This is a genomic window from Idiomarina sp. UBA4520 (genome assembly GCF_002388365.1).
In the GTDB taxonomy this organism is placed as follows: domain Bacteria; phylum Pseudomonadota; class Gammaproteobacteria; order Enterobacterales; family Alteromonadaceae; genus Idiomarina; species Idiomarina zobellii.
Genome location: NZ_DGMK01000011.1, coordinates 110,189 through 127,364, shown reverse-complemented (window position 1 = coordinate 127,364; position 17,176 = coordinate 110,189). Strand labels below are relative to the sequence as shown.

Sequence of the window (17,176 nt, the reverse complement as noted above, 5' to 3'; positions counted from 1 at the left end):
ACAGGATAAAACTGCACTCGTATATACGGCCTGTTTTGAGCTGCAAGTGATTCCTCAGTGAGCTCTGGCCTTCATGGATAACCGCACCCTTGGCGCTATATCGTCCCTTCTGAGTTATAACTCACTAGGTTCTCTCGGCATCTCAAGGGTCGGTTTTACCTGTTGCACCATGCAACTACGCATTGCTGGATGAGACTTAAATACTGTTTTAATTCAATTTAAATTCCTGCTGCTTGTGTAGCATAGCCCAGGAGATTCGGGCCAGTTTATTTGCTAATGCGATAGCGGCAACTTGCACGCCTCGCCGGTCTTTCAGCTTCTTCAGCCATAATGACAGATTATCCGTTCGGCTTTCCAGATGCCGAACATGGCTCATCGCGCACTGAACAAGAAGCTTGCGCACATAGCGATTCCCTCGTTTTGTGATACGCCCAAGCTTCTGCTTACCGCCACTAGAATGCTCTGAAGGGGTTAGCCCTAACGATGAAGCAAAGTGCCGCCCATTTCTATAATTTGCCGGGCTTCCCATCACACTCATAAGCGCTGTGGCCGTAATGGAACCAATGCCACGGGCTGTCATTAACAAAGTAGTTTGTTCATCTGCGCGTGCAAACTGCTCAATGGCTCTATCATGTTGCTTGATGAGCGATTCCATCATGCTCCACTCATCAAACAAGCTGTGTAGCTCTGAGCGCATTAATTGCGAAAGCTCATTGTCTGCATCTTCCAAAATTAATGGAATGTAACGACGCAAATGTTCAATACCTTGAGGAATAACAATCCCATACTCATTTAATAAACCACGGATTTGGTTTGTTAAGCGGGTTAATGATCCTTGGCGGCGGTCGCGGATACGGTGTAGAACAGCCATATCGGTTGCCGCCACCGAGCGTGGCTGCGTAAAGGTTAGGTTGGGTCGACGCGATGCTTCAGATATGGCAAAAGCATCATTACGGTCGTTTTTATTTCCACGTACAAATGGTTTTACATGCTGAGGGGGGATGAGTTTGACGGTTAAACCATGCTTAATAAACAAACGGCCCCAGTAGTTAGAGCCACTGCATGCCTCCATCACAACATCAGCATCTGGGAACTGTATAACGGTCTCGAGCAATTTGTTTCTTCGGACTTGGCGGTTGAACACTTCGGTTCCCCCTTGATTAGTTCCGCAAACTTGAAAAACAGATTTTGCCAAATCGATACTAATTGTTGTAACTTTCATGGGTGGACACCTCGTTTGAGATTATTGAACACATCACTTTAATAATGGCGCATTGCGACGCCGTGTAAAGCGAGGTGTCCATCCCATCATCCTTGGGGGCTTGAGTGACGCCATCCTTGGCGTCACACAGCTCCCGGGGGGACTTTTAGTTTCGCTAGGAGTTAAGGCCCTCTACTACAGGAGACGCGACGAGCTCATCCATGAGGGCTTGACGAAGGCCATCCATGGCCTCCGACACTCCTGTAGTAGAGGGCCTTAACTCTTACCGCTTCACTAAGTCCCGCCGTGAGCTGTAGTGAGCAGAGGGTTTTAACTCCAAGCGGAGCGCTCTATCCGTAGGAACTCCTCCGAAGCTTTAACACTTCCTTTCCCCTTCTTTTCTGTAGCTGTGCTATGGTTTTCTTATCTGAGAAGCATAGAGAGCCAAGATGTTTGAAATTATTTACCTTTCTTTAGCGATATTACTGGCGGTACTGACGTTAGCGCCGTTGTCGTGGTCGCAGGTTTGGTGGATTCGCGGATTGGATTTTCCGCGTTTGCAGCTTTCGGTGCTGCTTGGGGTACTGTTGATCATTGGTTTTGTGGTTATACGTGACTGGACGTCGGTCACTGCGGTGGCTATGGGGCTGATTATTGGCTGTCTTGTTTGTCAGCTGTGGTGGGTGGTGCCTTATACGGCTTTATTTCCGAAAGAAGTGAAAGCGGTTGATGCAGGCGAGGCAGGGGCTCGGCTTAGAATTATGGCGGCGAATGTACTGACGCCTAACCGTAACAGTGATGGCCTTATTAAGTTGGTTCGGGACTATACGCCGGATGTTCTGGTAACGCTTGAGTCTGATGGATGGTGGGGGGAGCAGTTAGAGGCTATTGAATCGAACTACCCTCATACGGTTAAGGTGCCTCTGGATAATCTCTATGGTATGCATCTCTATTCTCGGCTGCCGTTATCTGACGTTAGCGTTGAGTACTTAATTGAGGACGATAAGCCGTCGATACATTGCTTTATTGAGTTACCGACCGGGCAAAAAGTGAAAGCGCACTTTGTGCATCCGGCGCCGCCGAGTCCAACGGAAAATGAGGAGTCGGAGGAGCGTGATGGTGAACTTCTGTTAGTTGCGAAACATGTAGAGCCCGAGAAGCATCCGACTATAGTCACTGGCGACTTGAACGATGTGGCCTGGTCGAGAACCACTTTGCTCTTCCGTAAAATCAGTGGATTGTTAGACCCGCGGGTGGGGCGGGGTATGTTCAACACTTTTCACGCGGACTATTGGTTTGCTCGCTGGCCGCTTGATCATATTTTTCATAGCCACCATTTTGCACTGGTTTCAATGACGCGACTGCCTGGCTTTGGGTCTGATCATTTTCCTCTGCTAACGGAACTGGCTCTCTCGCCTGGTGAAAATAGTATTAATGATGGCCCTTCGCCTGACGAAGAGGACAAAGAAGCGGCGGATGAAATCGTTAAAAAGGCTATGGCTTAAGCTTTTTCTTAAAGTGAAGCCGCTGCACTAATAAACCGGTAATAATAAGTGCCAAGCCCACAATAGTGCTGACATAAATGGTCTCGCCAATAATTGCTGACAGTAGCAGCAGTGAAATAAACGGCGATATAAATATCAGGTTGCTAATAAGTGCGGTGTTGGTGGCTGTTTTCATAGCTTTTAGCCAAAATAAAAAGGTAATACCCATTTCAAATAATCCGACATAACTGACAGCTGCCCAGCCTTGCCAGGGTATGTTCGACCAGTCGCTCCAGACAAAGCTGGCAATAATTAAAATTGGCAATGCTAAGCCAAAGGACAAGACTAGGCTAACGACTGAGTCCGCATTACGTCGGGTGTTGAGTATCCAGTAACCGGCCCACAGGAAGGTTGATATCAAGGCTAATAAAACACCCCAGGGATTACTAAAGCTAAGCCCAAATAGGTCACCGCGGGTCGCTATAATTAACACACCGAAATAACCCAGTGCGCAGGCGACCCAGTCGCGGCGACGAATATGCTGCTTTAGAAACAGGGCGGCCATAATACTGAGTGCTATTGCCCATGTGTAATTCAGGGGCTGAGCTTCGGAGGCGGGTAGCAGTTTATAAGCTTGAAAGAGCACTAAATAGTAGATAAGAGGGTTAATAAGCCCCATTAGTACGTAGTACAAGGGCATTTTCCGCAGCTCAAGCAGCAACAAGTGAGACTTTCTCTGAATCACACAGACTAGGCTTAGAATAGCAAAGGAAACGACACTGGCGGCTGTTACCATTTGTAATGGCGTCATGTACTCTAGTGTGATTTTAAACGCCGTAGCGACCGTCGACCATAATAAAACGGCAATAAGGGCGTAGATAAACGCGAGTTTATCAGCGGCTATGGTGTGATGGCATGGTGCCCCCCTTAACTCATACGTCGATGAGCACTGCAGCTTGTTGGTGTTCAATCCAGAGAAAGGCATTCTGCTGATATCGGCGGGCAAGGTCAATGACTGTTTGTTGACTCAACCCTAAAACCATAAAGCTTTTTTCGGCTGGCCATTGGAAACTGCGGTCTTGACCTACTCCGTAAAAGTATCGAATGCCTTTAAAATCCACTAATTCAGCTTCTAACTGTTGGTTCCTTTCGCAATTCTCGTCAAAGGTTAACTGCCGACTCTGAGGGTTAAAAGCGGTAATAAAGGCCCCTGTTTTGCAGTTTAAGTCATGAGAGAGTGTATCAAAGTCGCTATTGGTGCTACCTACCGATAAAGTAATTTTTTGGCCATTCACAACAAACCAGTAGTCGGTATTTTTATAATGTTCCAGCAATGTTGCGTCCATACTTTGACCATCACTTAAGCGTTAATTAAAGTAAGATTTTAACTTTTGAGGCAGTGAGATTCTATGAACCCAAGTATTAGTGTTATTACGCTGGGAGTCGATGACTTAAAGCGCGCACTTGCTTTTTATCAGGACGGTTTAGGCTGGGAAACGAAGGGCATTGTCGGTGAGGACTTTGAAAATGGCGCTGTTGCCTTCTTTAAGCTGCCTAGTGGTTTGAGACTGGCTTTGTGGCCGCGTAAAAGCATTGCTGCTGAAATGGGTGTTGATGTCGCTAAAAATGCCAATGAGGTGCTGCTGAGCCATAATGTCAGTTCCCACTCTGAAGTTGATGCAGTTATGAATGAGGCTAAATTGGCAGGAGCAACCATTCTTCATGAGGCTAAAGACTTATTTTGGGGTGGCTACGGCGGTTTCTTCAAAGATCCGGACGGCCATATTTGGGAAGTTACCTGGAACCCGGCATGGAGTTCTTAATGCCGGCTTTAGCGAATTTGATACAGATCAAGTATTGGTGAGTATTTACTCTAAAATAGATCTTTTTTTGATCTGATTAGACCAGCAAAGCGTAAACTATCGCATTCAAAAGTTCTTTGTTTGTTGTAGGAATACCTTAATGCTTTGCGCTAAAACGAAACACCAGCTCGCTAAAACCACTGAAGAGCTGTCGCAATATAAACAGTTAATGAATGCCATTGACAGTAATGTTGCGCGTATTGACTTTACCCCTCAGGGCTATGTTTTAAATGCCAATAACCAGTTTCTGGAAACCATGGGATATGGTCTCGATGATGTTATCTCTAAACATCACAAAATGTTTTGTGAACCGAGTTATTCATCTTCTCAGGCGTATCGAAATTTTTGGCAGCAGCTGGCAGAGGGTAAGTCGCAGCATGAGCGATTTAAGCGCATTCGCAGTAATGGCGACATTATTTGGTTAGAAGCGACGTACTTTCCTGTTAAAAACGAGAAAGGTGAGGTTGTTTTCATTACGAAAATTGCCAGTGATGTCACTGACGAAGTTACCGCCTTAGAGCAGCAAACCGCCGTTAATACGGCAATTAATAAGTCGATGGCGACTATTGAGTTCTCCCCTGACGGAATTATTACCTGGGCAAATGATAACTTTCTGAATACCGTGGGTTATTCGCTCAGCGATATTACCGGCAAGCACCATAAGCTGTTTTGTGAGCAAAGCTTTTACGATGAAAACCCGGGTTTTTGGCGTGAACTTGGTAAAGGTGAGTTTAAAACCGGGCGTTTTAAGCGTGTCAGCAAACACGGGCAACCGATTTGGCTGGAGGCCAGTTATAACCCAGTTTTTGACAGTAATGGCCGAGTTGTAAAAGTCATTAAGTTTGCCAGCGACGTGACGGAGCAAGTGTTAAAAGCCCAACAAACCACAGAAGCTGCAGAAATTGCGTATTCGACGTCTCAACAAACGGCGATGATAGTGAAAGACGGTAAAGCCTCTATTGATGTCTCTGTGGAAACCTCTAATGAAATTCTGACCAAAAGCCAGAAAACCGACAATATTATTGAGCAGTTACAAGAGCAGGCCGTTAGTATTGAAGACATTGTTAAAACCATTAATGCTCTGGCGGAGCAAACTAATCTCCTGGCATTAAATGCGGCAATTGAAGCAGCCAGAGCGGGTGAGCATGGCCGTGGGTTTGCTGTCGTTGCTGACGAAGTAAGAAATTTGGCAACCAGAACGACGCAGGCAACAAGCGAGATATCGGGCGTTATGCAGCGCAGTTCAGAAGTTTCGGAAGCTATCTCGTTGTCTATTGACGATATTCAGGAAATGGCAAAGCGCGGGCAGGAGCAAATTGAAAAAGTGAAAGTCATAATGGATGAAATAGACGAAGGCGCAACCAATGTGGTTAACGCCGTCAGCCATCTTTCCTAGCAAGCCTAACGATTAGCCAGCATTTTCCTTAGTAACCCTGGCATAAAGCGCTGCAACAGTGGCGCTACTTTACTCATGCCTTTGCCGCTAATAACTTCCGCTTTATTGTTTTCTATTGCCTGAATAATATCTGAAGCACACTTTTCAGGACTGATACCACCCGCGTTGTCGTTGTCTTCCTTGCCCCTTAGTGAACCGTCTCCGGTTAGAGCGTTATGGGCAATTTGAGTATGTACGAAACCCGGCAGTATGGTGGTGCAGTGTACGCCGTGCTCTGCCATTTCAGCCCGTAAACAATCCATATAGCCCACAACAGCGAACTTAGCACCGGAATAGCCACTACGGAGTTTTGTACCGACTTTGCCCGCTACACTGGATACCGTCACGATATGTCCGCTGCTGCGCTCTACCATTTGTGGAAGAACAACTTGGTTTAAAGCGACAACGGAGAAGTAGTCGACTTCCATTAGGGTTCGGTAAACCGGAAGCTCTGTTTCCATTGCCAGACTACGCTGAGAAACACCGGCATTATTAATTAAAATATCTACCGTTTTACTCGCTAACGCTGACGACGCCTTTTCTTTTGCCTTTTCTGGATGGCTTAGGTCAAGAGCTAAGACGCTATGGGAGTCGGGGTTTGGTAGTGACAGACGCAACTCCTCCAGCTGAGCTTCACGACGCGAAGTGAGAATAAGCTTTGCGCCTTTGTCGGCGAGTTGACGTGCCAGTGCCAAACCGATGCCTGAAGAGGCACCGGTTAGCCAGACTCTTTTATTTGCAATAGCAGTCACTGTTTAACCTGCCGGGTAGGTATAACTAGCCTGGAAGCCCAGAGGAATGCCTAGAGTCCAGTATAGAATCAGGAAGGCAGACCAAAGCACCAGCAGTGAGACTGTGTATGGCAGCATCATGGAAACTAGCGTGCCTATACCGGTCTTTTTAACGTAACGCTGGCAGTAAACCACAACCAGAGGGAAGTACGGCAGTAACGGCGTAATGATGTTACTGGACGAGTCGCCCACACGGTAAGCCGCTTGCGTTAAGTCTGGCGAGTAACCCAGTTGCATAAGCATAGGCACGAAAATAGGTGAAATAAGTGCCCATTTAGCCGACGCTGAACCCACAAACAAGTTGATAAACGCGACCAAGAAGACAATACCTACCATTGTAACGCCGCCTGATAGCTCTAAGCTGGCAAGGAAGTTCGCGCCTTTTACTGAAATAAGTGTTCCCAGCTGAGAGTCACCAAAAGCCTTTATAAACAGCGCACAGAAGAATGCCATGACCATATAGTAAGCCATGCCTTCCATCGACTTGCTCATGGCGCCAATAACGTCTTGTGAGTTCGTAAAGTTACCTGATACGTACCCGTGAACAATGCCCGGAATAATAAACAGCAGGAAAATTAACGGGACAATCATGCCCATTAACGGTGCGCCCAGAGAGGCTAATTCACCCGTTTGTGGATCGGCCAGCGGCGAATTTTCTACTGTTGCTGAAAAATACAGTAATACAATACCAGCAAGCATGGTGAGAGAAGCCGCGTAAAATGCTTTGCGATCTCGCGGAGATACATCATCAACCGCCGGCATATCGTCAGGATGGCCGTCGATTTCAGCGCCGCGCAGACGCGGTTCAACCACTTTGTCGGTCAGGAACCAACCAATAGCTACTACCACAATGGAAGATGCAGCGGTAAAGAAGTAGTTATTCAACGGGTTCAGCTGAATATCAGAATCAATAATTTGCGCCGCGCTTTGAGTAAAGCCTTGTAGTAATGGGTCAATAGCTGAAGGTACAAAGTTAGCACTGAAACCACCGGAAACCCCGGCGAATGCCGCTGCAATACCCGCCAGTGGATGACGACCTGCGGCGTAGAAAATAACGCCGCCAAGTGGAATAACAAGCACGTAACCAGCGTCGACTGCAGTGTGACTGACAATTGCGACCAAAATAAGCATCGGTGTGAGTAAGGTTTTTGGCGTTACGTTCAGCATAAGCTTAATGGCCACGTCAATATAACCTGAACGTTCAGCTACACCGACACCCAGCATTGCCAGCAATACAACGCCTAACGGCGCAAAGCCCATAAAGGTGTCGACCATATTGGCCAAAAACGCAGTTATTTCAGGACCGCTGAGCAAGTTGGTGACGCTAATAGCCTCACCGGTTAGCGGGTGAGTTTCGTCAAAACTACCCCTGACATCGCCCAGGACATTACCCAAACAATAATGAGCAAGCCGAAGAACATAACGGCCGGATCAGGAAGCTTATTGCCGACTTTTTCTACGCCGTCGAGCATGCGGTTGAGCAGACTGTTCGGCTTTTCCTTTTGCGAACGGTCCGGTTGTGGAGATTGAGCCATGATGTATTCCCGATTGTTATTTTATTGGTCTAATTATTATGCGCAGGTATCATAACCATTATTTGGCGTATGAACAAAGCAACAAGGTGAAAATTTCCTCATGATTTGTGGTGTCGATGAAGCGGGCAGAGGTCCTATTGCAGGACCCGTTGTTGCCGCTGCGGTTATTCTTGATCCTGAACGTCCTATTGAGGGGCTTAATGACTCAAAGAAGCTGAGTGAGAAGAAGCGCGAGAAGCTCAGCATCGAGATAAAGGAAAAGGCGCTGTATTGGGCAATAGCGCAGTCAGACCCTGACGAGATTGAACAAATCAATATACTCTGGGCAACCATGAAAGCTATGCAACGCTCAGTAGAAGCGTTACCCGTATTACCCAGCAAAGTGCTGATTGACGGTAACCGAGTGCCCGAATTGACGGTACCCGCCGAAGCTATTGTTGGTGGTGACGCTCGTGAAGAAAGCATTGCTGCTGCGTCTATTTTGGCAAAAGTAGAGCGTGACAGACAGATGCTGGAATGGCACGAACGCTACCCGCAGTATGAATTTAATAAGCACAAGGCATACGGAACAGCACGGCACATTGAACTACTGAAGAAATACGGACCTTGCCCCATTCACCGACGTGACTACAAGCCGGTTCGAGAGGCGCTGGCTAACTTGTGATTTTGTTGCCTAAGCCCTAAAATACAGGGCTCTTTCCGTTTTCCTAAATTAATAAGTTGGAACGCCACCATGCAGTCTATTCCGCACGTCGATATGCGACGTTATCACGATAATTTTGATGCATTTACTCAGGATGTTGGCCAAGGCTATGAAAAGTATGGCTTTATTGCGTTAACGCAACACGGTGTTGATACAGCGCTTATAGAACGCGCGCTAGACACTTGTCGTGAGTTATTCGCATTGCCGGATGAGGTTAAAAAGCAATATCACCGTCCCGGAGAAGGTGGCGCACGCGGTTATACACCCTTTGGTACTGAAATAGCGAAAGACGCAGAGCATGTGGACTTAAAAGAATTTTGGCATGTTGGCCGCGAAGTGGAAGGTACACCGGCTTATCCGCAGCTGTTACCGAATGTTTGGCCAGAAGAGTTACCAAAGTTTAAAGACGACATGCTGGCCATCTATGAAGCACTGGATAAGCTGGGTAACCAGGTGTTAGATGCACTGGCCGTTTACTTGGGTCAGCCAAAAGACTTTTTCCGCAACAAGGTGAATAACGGCAACTCAATTTTGCGCCCACTGCATTACCCGCCTATTATTGATGAAGATACACCGTCTGTACGAGCGGGTGCGCATGAAGATATCAACGTTCTGACCTTATTAGTTGGCTCAAGAGAGCCGGGTCTGGAAGTTCTGGCGAAAGACGGTAGCTGGGTGCCGGTAACCATTATTGAAGGTGCCATTATTTGTAACGTGGGTGATATGCTACAGCGTTTAACCAACCATGTGTTGCCCTCGACTACGCATCGTGTGGTTAATCCGCCTGCGCCTTACAATGAGAAGTCGCGTTACTCTATTCCGTTCTTCTTACACTTTAACCCGGACGTAATGATAACCCCGTTGGAGAGCTGTATAACTGAACAAAACCCGCAGCGTGACGAACCCATTACGGCGGATGATTATTTAATGCAGCGTTTGCGTGAAATTGGTCTTATTAAAGACTAATAGCAACCGACACTAAGGAGTATGCAGGTGAATAAGAACAAGCGTCTTTTGAGTCCGTTGATGCGTGGTGCTGCTATTGCGTTCGGCTCGGTTGCATTACTGAGCTGCGCATCAGCACCAGAGCAAGTGCCCCAAAATGAGAATTTTGAGCTGACAGTGCTGCACGTGAATGATCACCACTCAACCTTAGACGCCAAACAGCAAACGCTGGCATGGGCGGACCAGGAGTGGCAGATAGAAGCCGGAGGCTTTCCACGCGTTGGCGCGCAGATAAAAGCGCTGCGATCGGCTAATGACAATGTTCTTACCCTGCATGCCGGTGATGCTGTAACAGGCAGCTTGTATTTCACGCTGTTTGGCAGTGAAGCCGATGCTCGCATGATGAATAAGGTTTGTTTTGATGCCTTCACTATTGGTAACCATGAGTTTGATAACGGTGATGCAGGCCTTGCTAAGTTCTTACAGCAGTTAGGTACCGAGCAGTGCCAAACCGCCAAATTAAGTGCCAATATTAAGCCTGAGGTGGGTGAGTCGCCACTGACACCAGACAACGAGTGGCATATGTTTAAGCCTTACACCATTGTTGAGCGTGGCGGTGAAGAGGTGGCAATTATTGGTTTAACCATTGCCAGTAAAACAAAAAAGTCTTCCCAGCCAGACCGAAGCACCGAGTTTTTAGACGAACTTGAGACGGCGCAAAAATACATTGCCGAAGTTCAGCGCCAGGGCGTTGAGAAAATTGTTTTGCTCACTCACATTCAATATGAGCGTGACAGGGAACTGGTTAAACAATTACCTGGCGTTGATGTGATTATTGGTGGTGACTCGCATACTTTACTCGGTGATTTTAGTGAGTTTGGTATGAAGTCTGCCGGATCGTATCCGACAGAATTAACCAATGCGGATGGTGACAAAGTGTGTATTGCCCACGCCTATCAGTACTCGCTGGTTGTCGGTGAACTAAAAGCTGAGTTTGATGGCGATAAAATCGCAGCTTGTGGTGGGCGACCTCACTACTTATTGGGTAAAGACATTCAGGTGTCTGACGGTATTGTGACGACCTATGAACCGATTACCACCGCATTAAAAGAGAGCGGTGTTTATAGCTTCGTTGAACCCGATACCGAGCTTCAGTCCATATTAGAAGACTATCGAAGTAAAGTTGACGATTTTTCAGCAGAGGTTATTGCGGACGTACCTCAGCAAATTTGTTCTCAACAAGTTGATAGAAACCGCCGGGCCGGCTGTGCGCAGGTAATCAGCTCAGGCGCTCACCGAGTGGTTGCGGAAGCCTTTCTGCACTCAGTACCCGAAGCCGACTTTGCTATTCAAAATGGTGGTGGCGTGCGAGCGGATATTCCTGAAGGTGACTTTACGGTGGGTGATGCCTTTACCGTATTACCGTTCGCAAATACCTTAGTGAAACTAGAGCTGACCGGCTCTGAGTTTAAACAGGCAATGGAAGAGGCTTTGGCCTACGCTGTGTCAGACGGCGGTTCACAGGGCGCTTACCCCTATGGGGCGGGCATTCGTTATTCAGTCGATTTAACCGAAGAAACCGGCTCCCGCGTGTCTGACCTAGAAGTGTGGGATAAAGGCAGCCAGAGCTGGCAGCCAATGTCGGCCAGAGCGACTTATATTTTGGTAACGAACAGCTTCATTGCTGGCGGCCAGGATGGTTGGAATACATTCTACCGTATTAGTGAGCGGGGGCGTGCCCGCAATACCGGTATTGACTATGCTGAGTCACTAGTGAATTACGCCAGAGCTCAAGAGGTTCTGCAACGACCTGAAGAGTTTGCAACTCAGTCATATACGCCTGTAGAGGATAAATAATGGCTCACTCGTTTGAGCCAAGACCGGTCTCCGATAACGCCAGATTCGACTTTATTGTTGTCATTCTGGCGTTACTTACCGCGTTTGCGCCGCTGTCTATTGATATGTATTTGCCGGCGTTTAGCGCAATTGCCAGTGACTACGCCACCGACACTCATCACGTAGAATTATCACTGACTGCGTTTTTCTTTGGCTTATTCATAGGGCAGTTGCTGTATGGTACGGCAACCGATAAGTTTGGTCGTAAGAACCCACTGTATATCGGTTTGGCAATTTATGTGGTGACTTCCGTTGCCTGTGCTTATGCACCGGACATTCAGTGGTTGATTGTGCTGCGATTCTTTCAGGCTATTGGAGCCTGCGCGGGGATTGTTATAGCCCGTGCCGTAGTGCGTGATCTCTATACGCCGCAAGCATCAGCGCGAGTCTTTTCGTTTTTAATATTGGTTATGGGCGTTGCGCCTATTTTGGCACCATTATTCGGCGCTTATATTACCGAATGGATGGGCTGGCGAGCACTCTTTCTCATTGTTGCTGCTCTGGGAGTTGCTTCCGCAGTGACTATTCACTTTGTGCTGCCGGAAACACGCGGACGCCGTTACGATGTGCGTATGCGCCATACCGGAACAACCTATTGGGCGGTATTTCGGGATCCTTCCTTTTTACGCTATTCACTGACAGGGGCTATTGCTCAATCCGGGCTGTTCGCCTATATCACCGGCTCGCCGAAAATGTTTATTGAAATTTTCGGGTTGGATCCAACGCACTACAGTTGGTTATTTGGTGTGAATGCTATTGGTATTATCGGTTTTTCTCAGCTCAATGGCTGGTTACTGAAATATCATTCCTCACGAAAAATATTGAATATATCTTTGCCGATACTGGCGGTTGTTTCGACTGTCATGTGCGTGATGGCTTATATTCATGCCAGCTTCTGGGGCATTTTGCTGCCTTTATTTGCTTATATTTCAACGCTTGGCTTAGTCTTTCCTAATGCTATGGCGGGGGCGTTGGCAGAGCAACAGGAGCGCGCAGGTTCGGCGTCCGCCGTTACTGGTAGCTTACAGTTTTTAATTGCTGGGTTGGTATCGGTCGGCGTGAGCCAGGCAGGGAGTTTTACCGATTACGCAATGGCGTGGGTGATAGGTGTGGCCGGCTTATTAGCGGTTATTGCATACCGCGTAATGCGCCGGCCAGAATAAGAGTTTATCCGTAATAAGTTGGGGCTGCCGGACCAACTGGTAGCCCAAAGCCGAATACCCAAATAAAGAACAATATTGTCCAACCGATGAAAAACATCATTGAGTAAGGCAGCATCATCGCGACCAATGTGCCAATACCTAAATCTTTCTTGTAACGAGCTGCAACAGCCAGTATCAAACCAAAGTAACTCATCATCGGTGTTATGACGTTAGTCACCGAATCGCCGATACGGTAAGCCGCCTGAATCACTTCTGGTGAGTAACCAATAAGCATCAGCATAGGTACGAAAATTGGCGCAGTAATAGCCCATTGTGCCGATGCTGAACCCAGCATTAGGTTTACAAACCCACAGACCATAATGAAGAACACAAAAATGAGTGGGCCGGTCATGCCTATATTGGTCAGAAACTCTGCGCCGTTAATAGCGAAGATGGTGCCAAAGTTGGTCCATTTAAAGAAGTTAACGAACTGCGCGGCGAAGAAAACCAGCACAATGTACATACCCATGGTTCCCATGCTGTGCGACATTGCGTCAATGACGTCACGGTCGTTTTTCATGGTGTTTACGACACGGCCGTAAACAAAACCCGGAATGGCAAAGAAGAAGAAAATATAAACCACGACACCTTTTAAGAATGGAGAGCCTTTCACTAAGCCGGTTTCCGGGTGTCGGAGAATGCCCCATTCGGGTACCACAGTGAGAGCGAGAATACCTGACAGTACTAACACACTTAGTCCGGCTAACTTTAAGCCACGCTTTTCCAGAGCACTTAGCGGCTCCATAGAAGACTGATCGGACAAATCGATGGACGCTTCGTCTTTATTGTACTTGCCAAGTTTGGGCTCCACGATTTTGTCCGTAATGACTGCACCCAGAATGGCGATGAGGAAGGTGCTTATCATCATGAAGTACCAGTTGGCTTCAGCGCCAACGGTATAGTTCTCGTCGACAATCTTTGCCGCTTCCTGGGTTATCCCTGACAGTAATGGGTCAACGGTACCAATTAATAAATTGGCACTGTAACCTGCAGAGACACCGGCAAATGCAGCGGCCAAACCAGCGAGTGGGTGGCGGCCTAAGCCGTAGAAGATCATCGCGGCAAGCGGAACCAACACTACGTAGCCGAGCTCCGACGCCGTGTTAGAGATAACACCGGCAAAAACGACCGTTACGGTAATTAACTTAGGTGGCGCTTTCATAACCAAGCCACGCATAGCCGCAGAAATGAGACCTGAACGCTCAGCCACACCAACACCTAATAAAGCGACAAGCACCGTCCCCAATGGCGTAAAGCCAGTAAAGTTCGTCACCAGGTTGGTCACAATTTTTTGTATACCTTCGGCGTTTAATAAGCTGACTGCCTGGATAACAGTCTCGCCGTCGCGAGGGTCGATAGCGCTGACACCAAAATAAGCAGCAATGCCACTAGCGACAATAACCAGCAGACAAAAAATTGCGAATAGCGTTATAGGGTGAGGAAGTAAATTACCCAACCACTCGACCATGTCGAGGAAGCGAGTAAACCAGCCGCGCTTGCTGGTCTCTGAGTAACCATTATTGGAAGACTGCATACCTTTCGCCTTTATTATTTTAAAGTCAGAATGTTTAAAACAGCGCAGAATTCTAGCATAAAAAAAAGGCGACCCTGCAAAACAGAGTCGCCTTATTTGCGTTAAGACGCTTAGCGTTTAAGCTGCATCACTTTCTTTTAGGTTTTTCAGCGCGTAATCAAACGCCGCTTTACCTGCCAATAAGTCTTCCGGTGCGAAGTCGTCAACATTGATAGTGCGTAAACGGCCTTCTTCCGCTTTTTCCAGAAGAGCAACTTCGTCATCGCTTAGTACGCCCAGTTCTTTACCTTTGGCACCAATTTGGTCCAACTGAGTAAAGCTGAAGCGTTTACCCGCTGCTTTACAAACTTTGTCGTACAGTGGCTCAGCGGCAATAACGTTTTGTAGTGTTTCTTCTAAGAAGCCAAAGTGACCTTCAGGGCTCAGGAACTGGCCTTTACCCAGGCGAGTACGTACGTCATTAGGTGACATCAGCATACGCGCAATTTTGTGATCGTTCTTGTCGCTTGGACGCTTCGCAATGCGGCCCAGCGGGAACATAATGGCGCGCATGACAGAGCCAACACCACCAAAGTTATCCAACATAGACAGTTGAGCTTCCTGAAGCTTGTGCAAGGTATCCTGCATAGCCCAATGCATCAGTGGCAAGTCTTCTTTAATTTGCCCTTCATCATGGAAACGTTTCAAAATTGCAGAGCCAATGTATAGGTAGCTCAACATATCGCCTAAGCGGGCCGATACACGCTCTTTACGCTTCAGGCTGCCGCCAAGCACACCCATAGCAACGTCAGATAATAATGCCATGTTGGCGCTGAAACGGTTCATTTGTTGGTAGTACTTACGTGCAGGACCACTGACTGGTACTGAACTTAAGCGGTGACCACCAAAACCATAGAATACCGAGCGCATGAAGTTGCTTGCCGCAAAACCGATATGACCGAATAGGGCGTTATCGAACTTCTTCAGTGCTTCAGGACCTTGTTCTGCAGACGCTTCCATTTCCTTAAGAACGTAAGGATGGCAGCGAATGGCGCCTTGACCGTAAATCATCATGTTACGAGTCAGAATGTTCGCACCTTCAACGGTAATAGCCACTGGCACGCCCTGATAACCACGACCTAAGTAGTTGTTTGGACCTAAACAAATACCTTTACCACCATGAACATCCATTGCGTCATCCATGCAGGCACGCAATTTTTCGGTCATGTGGTATTTCGCGATAGCACCGATAACGCTAGGCTTTTCACCCAAGTCGATGCCTTTTGTTGAAAGGGTAGTGACTGCGTCCATTAAGTACGCATTACCAGCCAGGCGAGCCATTGGCTCTTCAACACCTTCCATTTTACCAATTGGTAATTTGAACTGACGACGAATGCGTGAATACGCACCGGTCGCCAGAGCAATAGATTTAATACCACCAGCACTGTTTGACGGTAGGGTAATTGAGCGACCAACCGACAAACACTCAACCAGCATACGCCAGCCTTTACCGGCATTTTTCTGACCACCGATAATGTAATCAAGTGGTACAAATACGTCGTTACCGCGAATAGGACCGTTTTGGAACGGAACGTTAAGCGGGAAGTGACGACGACCAATTTCAACGCCTTTGGTGTCACGCGGAATAAGCGCACAGGTAATACCCAGCTCTTCTTCTTCACCGATTAAACCGTCAGGGTCGTACATTTTGAATGCCAGACCTAATACCGTCGCAACCGGTGCAAGCGTGATGTAACGCTTGTTGAAGTTAAGTTTAATACCAACAATTTCTTCGCCGTTCCATTCGCCTTTACAGACAACACCTGAGTCAGGAATAGCCCCTGCGTCAGAGCCTGCTTCCGGACTGGTCAGCGCGAAACATGGAATTTCGTCGCCACTAGCCAAGCGTGGCAGGTAATGATCCTGCTGCTCTTTGGTACCATAGTGCTGAAGCAACTCGCCCGGGCCTAATGAGTTAGGTACACCGACTGTTGATGCTAATACCGTACTAACGCCCGCAAGCTTTTGCAGCACACGAGACTGAGCGTACGCTGAAAACTCAAGACCACCGTATTCTTTTTTGATGATCATGGCGAAGAATTTTTTCTCTTTCAGGTACTGCCAGACGTGCTCAGGCATGTCTGTCAGTTCATGCGTAACTTCCCAGTCGTCCAGCATTTTGCAGACTTCTTCACACGGGCCGTCTAAGAACTCTTGCTCTTCTGCTGTTAGCTCAGCTTTTGGTACGTCCAGTAACTTCTTCCAGTCCGGGTCGCCACTGAATAAGTCGCCGTCCCACCAAACTGTACCGGCTTCTAACGCATCGCGTTCGGTGTCAGACATTTCTGGCATGACTTTGCGGTACGCTTTAAGAATTGGCTTGGTTAGCAAGTTCAGGCGAACGGGTGCTAAATTAATAGGTACTAAGATAACGGCAAGAATTGTCCAAAGCACAGGGCCGACAATTTCCAGTACGTTACCAATAGCAAACATAGCGACCATGCCGACACTGAATAACAGCAGGCTGGCGCGCTTGTAAATGAGAGCTGCCGCAACAATAACGGTAGCGATAATCCAAAGTGCAATACTCATAGTGTAATACTCCGATT

General features: G+C 47.6%; 13 protein-coding genes and 1 pseudogene. 7 read left to right on the top strand and 7 right to left on the bottom strand.

Going from position 1 to position 17,176, the window contains the following annotated elements:
• Positions 1-208: 208 nt before the first annotated feature.
• Positions 209-1,222, bottom strand: a complete 1,014-nt coding sequence (locus tag B3850_RS04285; RefSeq protein WP_053954644.1) for an IS110 family transposase — start codon at positions 1,220-1,222, stop codon at positions 209-211.
• A gap of 428 nt (positions 1,223-1,650) precedes the next feature.
• On the opposite strand from B3850_RS04285, the gene B3850_RS04280 reads away from it, so the two are divergent.
• Positions 1,651-2,706 carry an endonuclease/exonuclease/phosphatase family protein gene (locus B3850_RS04280; protein ID WP_286911428.1) on the top strand — a complete coding sequence of 352 codons (1,056 nt, stop codon included), beginning with the start codon at positions 1,651-1,653 and terminating at the stop codon, positions 2,704-2,706.
• Here the strand turns inward: B3850_RS04280 and B3850_RS04275 are convergent.
• On the bottom strand, positions 2,696-3,670 hold the full coding sequence (locus tag B3850_RS04275) for a DMT family transporter (protein WP_339612198.1): 975 nt from the start codon (positions 3,668-3,670) through the stop codon (positions 2,696-2,698). The two genes, B3850_RS04280 and B3850_RS04275, sit on opposite strands and share 11 nt — an antisense overlap.
• On the bottom strand, positions 3,618-4,031 hold the full coding sequence (locus B3850_RS04270) for a DUF3293 domain-containing protein (RefSeq protein WP_286872434.1): 414 nt from the start codon (positions 4,029-4,031) through the stop codon (positions 3,618-3,620). Before B3850_RS04270 ends, B3850_RS04275 begins: the two co-directional genes overlap by 53 nt.
• A gap of 63 nt (positions 4,032-4,094) precedes the next feature.
• On the opposite strand from B3850_RS04270, the gene B3850_RS04265 reads away from it, so the two are divergent.
• On the top strand, positions 4,095-4,508 hold the full coding sequence (locus B3850_RS04265; protein WP_286872436.1) for a VOC family protein: 414 nt from the start codon (positions 4,095-4,097) through the stop codon (positions 4,506-4,508).
• Between the two features lie 139 nt (positions 4,509-4,647).
• Positions 4,648-5,943 (top strand): methyl-accepting chemotaxis protein, encoded by a 1,296-nt coding sequence (locus B3850_RS04260; RefSeq protein ID WP_286872437.1) that lies wholly within the window; start codon positions 4,648-4,650, stop codon positions 5,941-5,943.
• A 5-nt stretch (positions 5,944-5,948) separates the two neighbouring features.
• Here B3850_RS04260 and B3850_RS04255 read toward each other — a convergent pair whose 3' ends face one another.
• Entirely contained in the window at positions 5,949-6,734 is a 786-nt protein-coding gene (locus B3850_RS04255; protein WP_286911427.1) for an SDR family oxidoreductase, read from the bottom strand.
• A 3-nt stretch (positions 6,735-6,737) separates the two neighbouring features.
• Positions 6,738-8,308 (bottom strand): annotated as a pseudogene (locus B3850_RS04250) (AbgT family transporter).
• Positions 8,309-8,408: 100 nt separating this feature from the next.
• Here B3850_RS04250 and rnhB point away from each other — a divergent pair.
• The 4 genes from rnhB (at position 8,409) to B3850_RS04230 (ending at position 13,015) form a co-directional block, all read left to right on the top strand.
• Positions 8,409-8,972: a ribonuclease HII gene (gene rnhB, locus B3850_RS04245; protein ID WP_286872446.1), complete on the top strand. Its 564-nt coding sequence runs from the start codon at positions 8,409-8,411 to the stop codon at positions 8,970-8,972.
• Positions 8,973-9,041: 69 nt separating this feature from the next.
• Positions 9,042-9,977 (top strand): isopenicillin N synthase family dioxygenase, encoded by a 936-nt coding sequence (locus B3850_RS04240; RefSeq protein ID WP_053952447.1) that lies wholly within the window; start codon positions 9,042-9,044, stop codon positions 9,975-9,977.
• Between the two features lie 27 nt (positions 9,978-10,004).
• Complete coding sequence (locus B3850_RS04235; RefSeq protein ID WP_286872449.1) at positions 10,005-11,813, top strand: bifunctional metallophosphatase/5'-nucleotidase; 1,809 nt, start codon at positions 10,005-10,007, stop codon at positions 11,811-11,813.
• On the top strand, positions 11,813-13,015 hold the full coding sequence (locus B3850_RS04230) for a multidrug effflux MFS transporter (protein WP_286872451.1): 1,203 nt from the start codon (positions 11,813-11,815) through the stop codon (positions 13,013-13,015). The genes B3850_RS04235 and B3850_RS04230 overlap by 1 nt, the downstream gene beginning before the upstream one ends.
• A gap of 4 nt (positions 13,016-13,019) precedes the next feature.
• Here B3850_RS04230 and B3850_RS04225 read toward each other — a convergent pair whose 3' ends face one another.
• Together B3850_RS04225 and fadE are read right to left on the bottom strand one after the other, a co-directional pair.
• Entirely contained in the window at positions 13,020-14,588 is a 1,569-nt protein-coding gene (locus tag B3850_RS04225; protein WP_053952444.1) for an AbgT family transporter, read from the bottom strand.
• A gap of 117 nt (positions 14,589-14,705) precedes the next feature.
• The gene (gene fadE / locus B3850_RS04220; RefSeq protein ID WP_286872453.1) at positions 14,706-17,159 is read right to left on the bottom strand and encodes an acyl-CoA dehydrogenase FadE; all 2,454 of its coding nucleotides are present in this window, start codon (positions 17,157-17,159) and stop codon (positions 14,706-14,708) included.
• Positions 17,160-17,176: the final 17 nt, after the last annotated feature.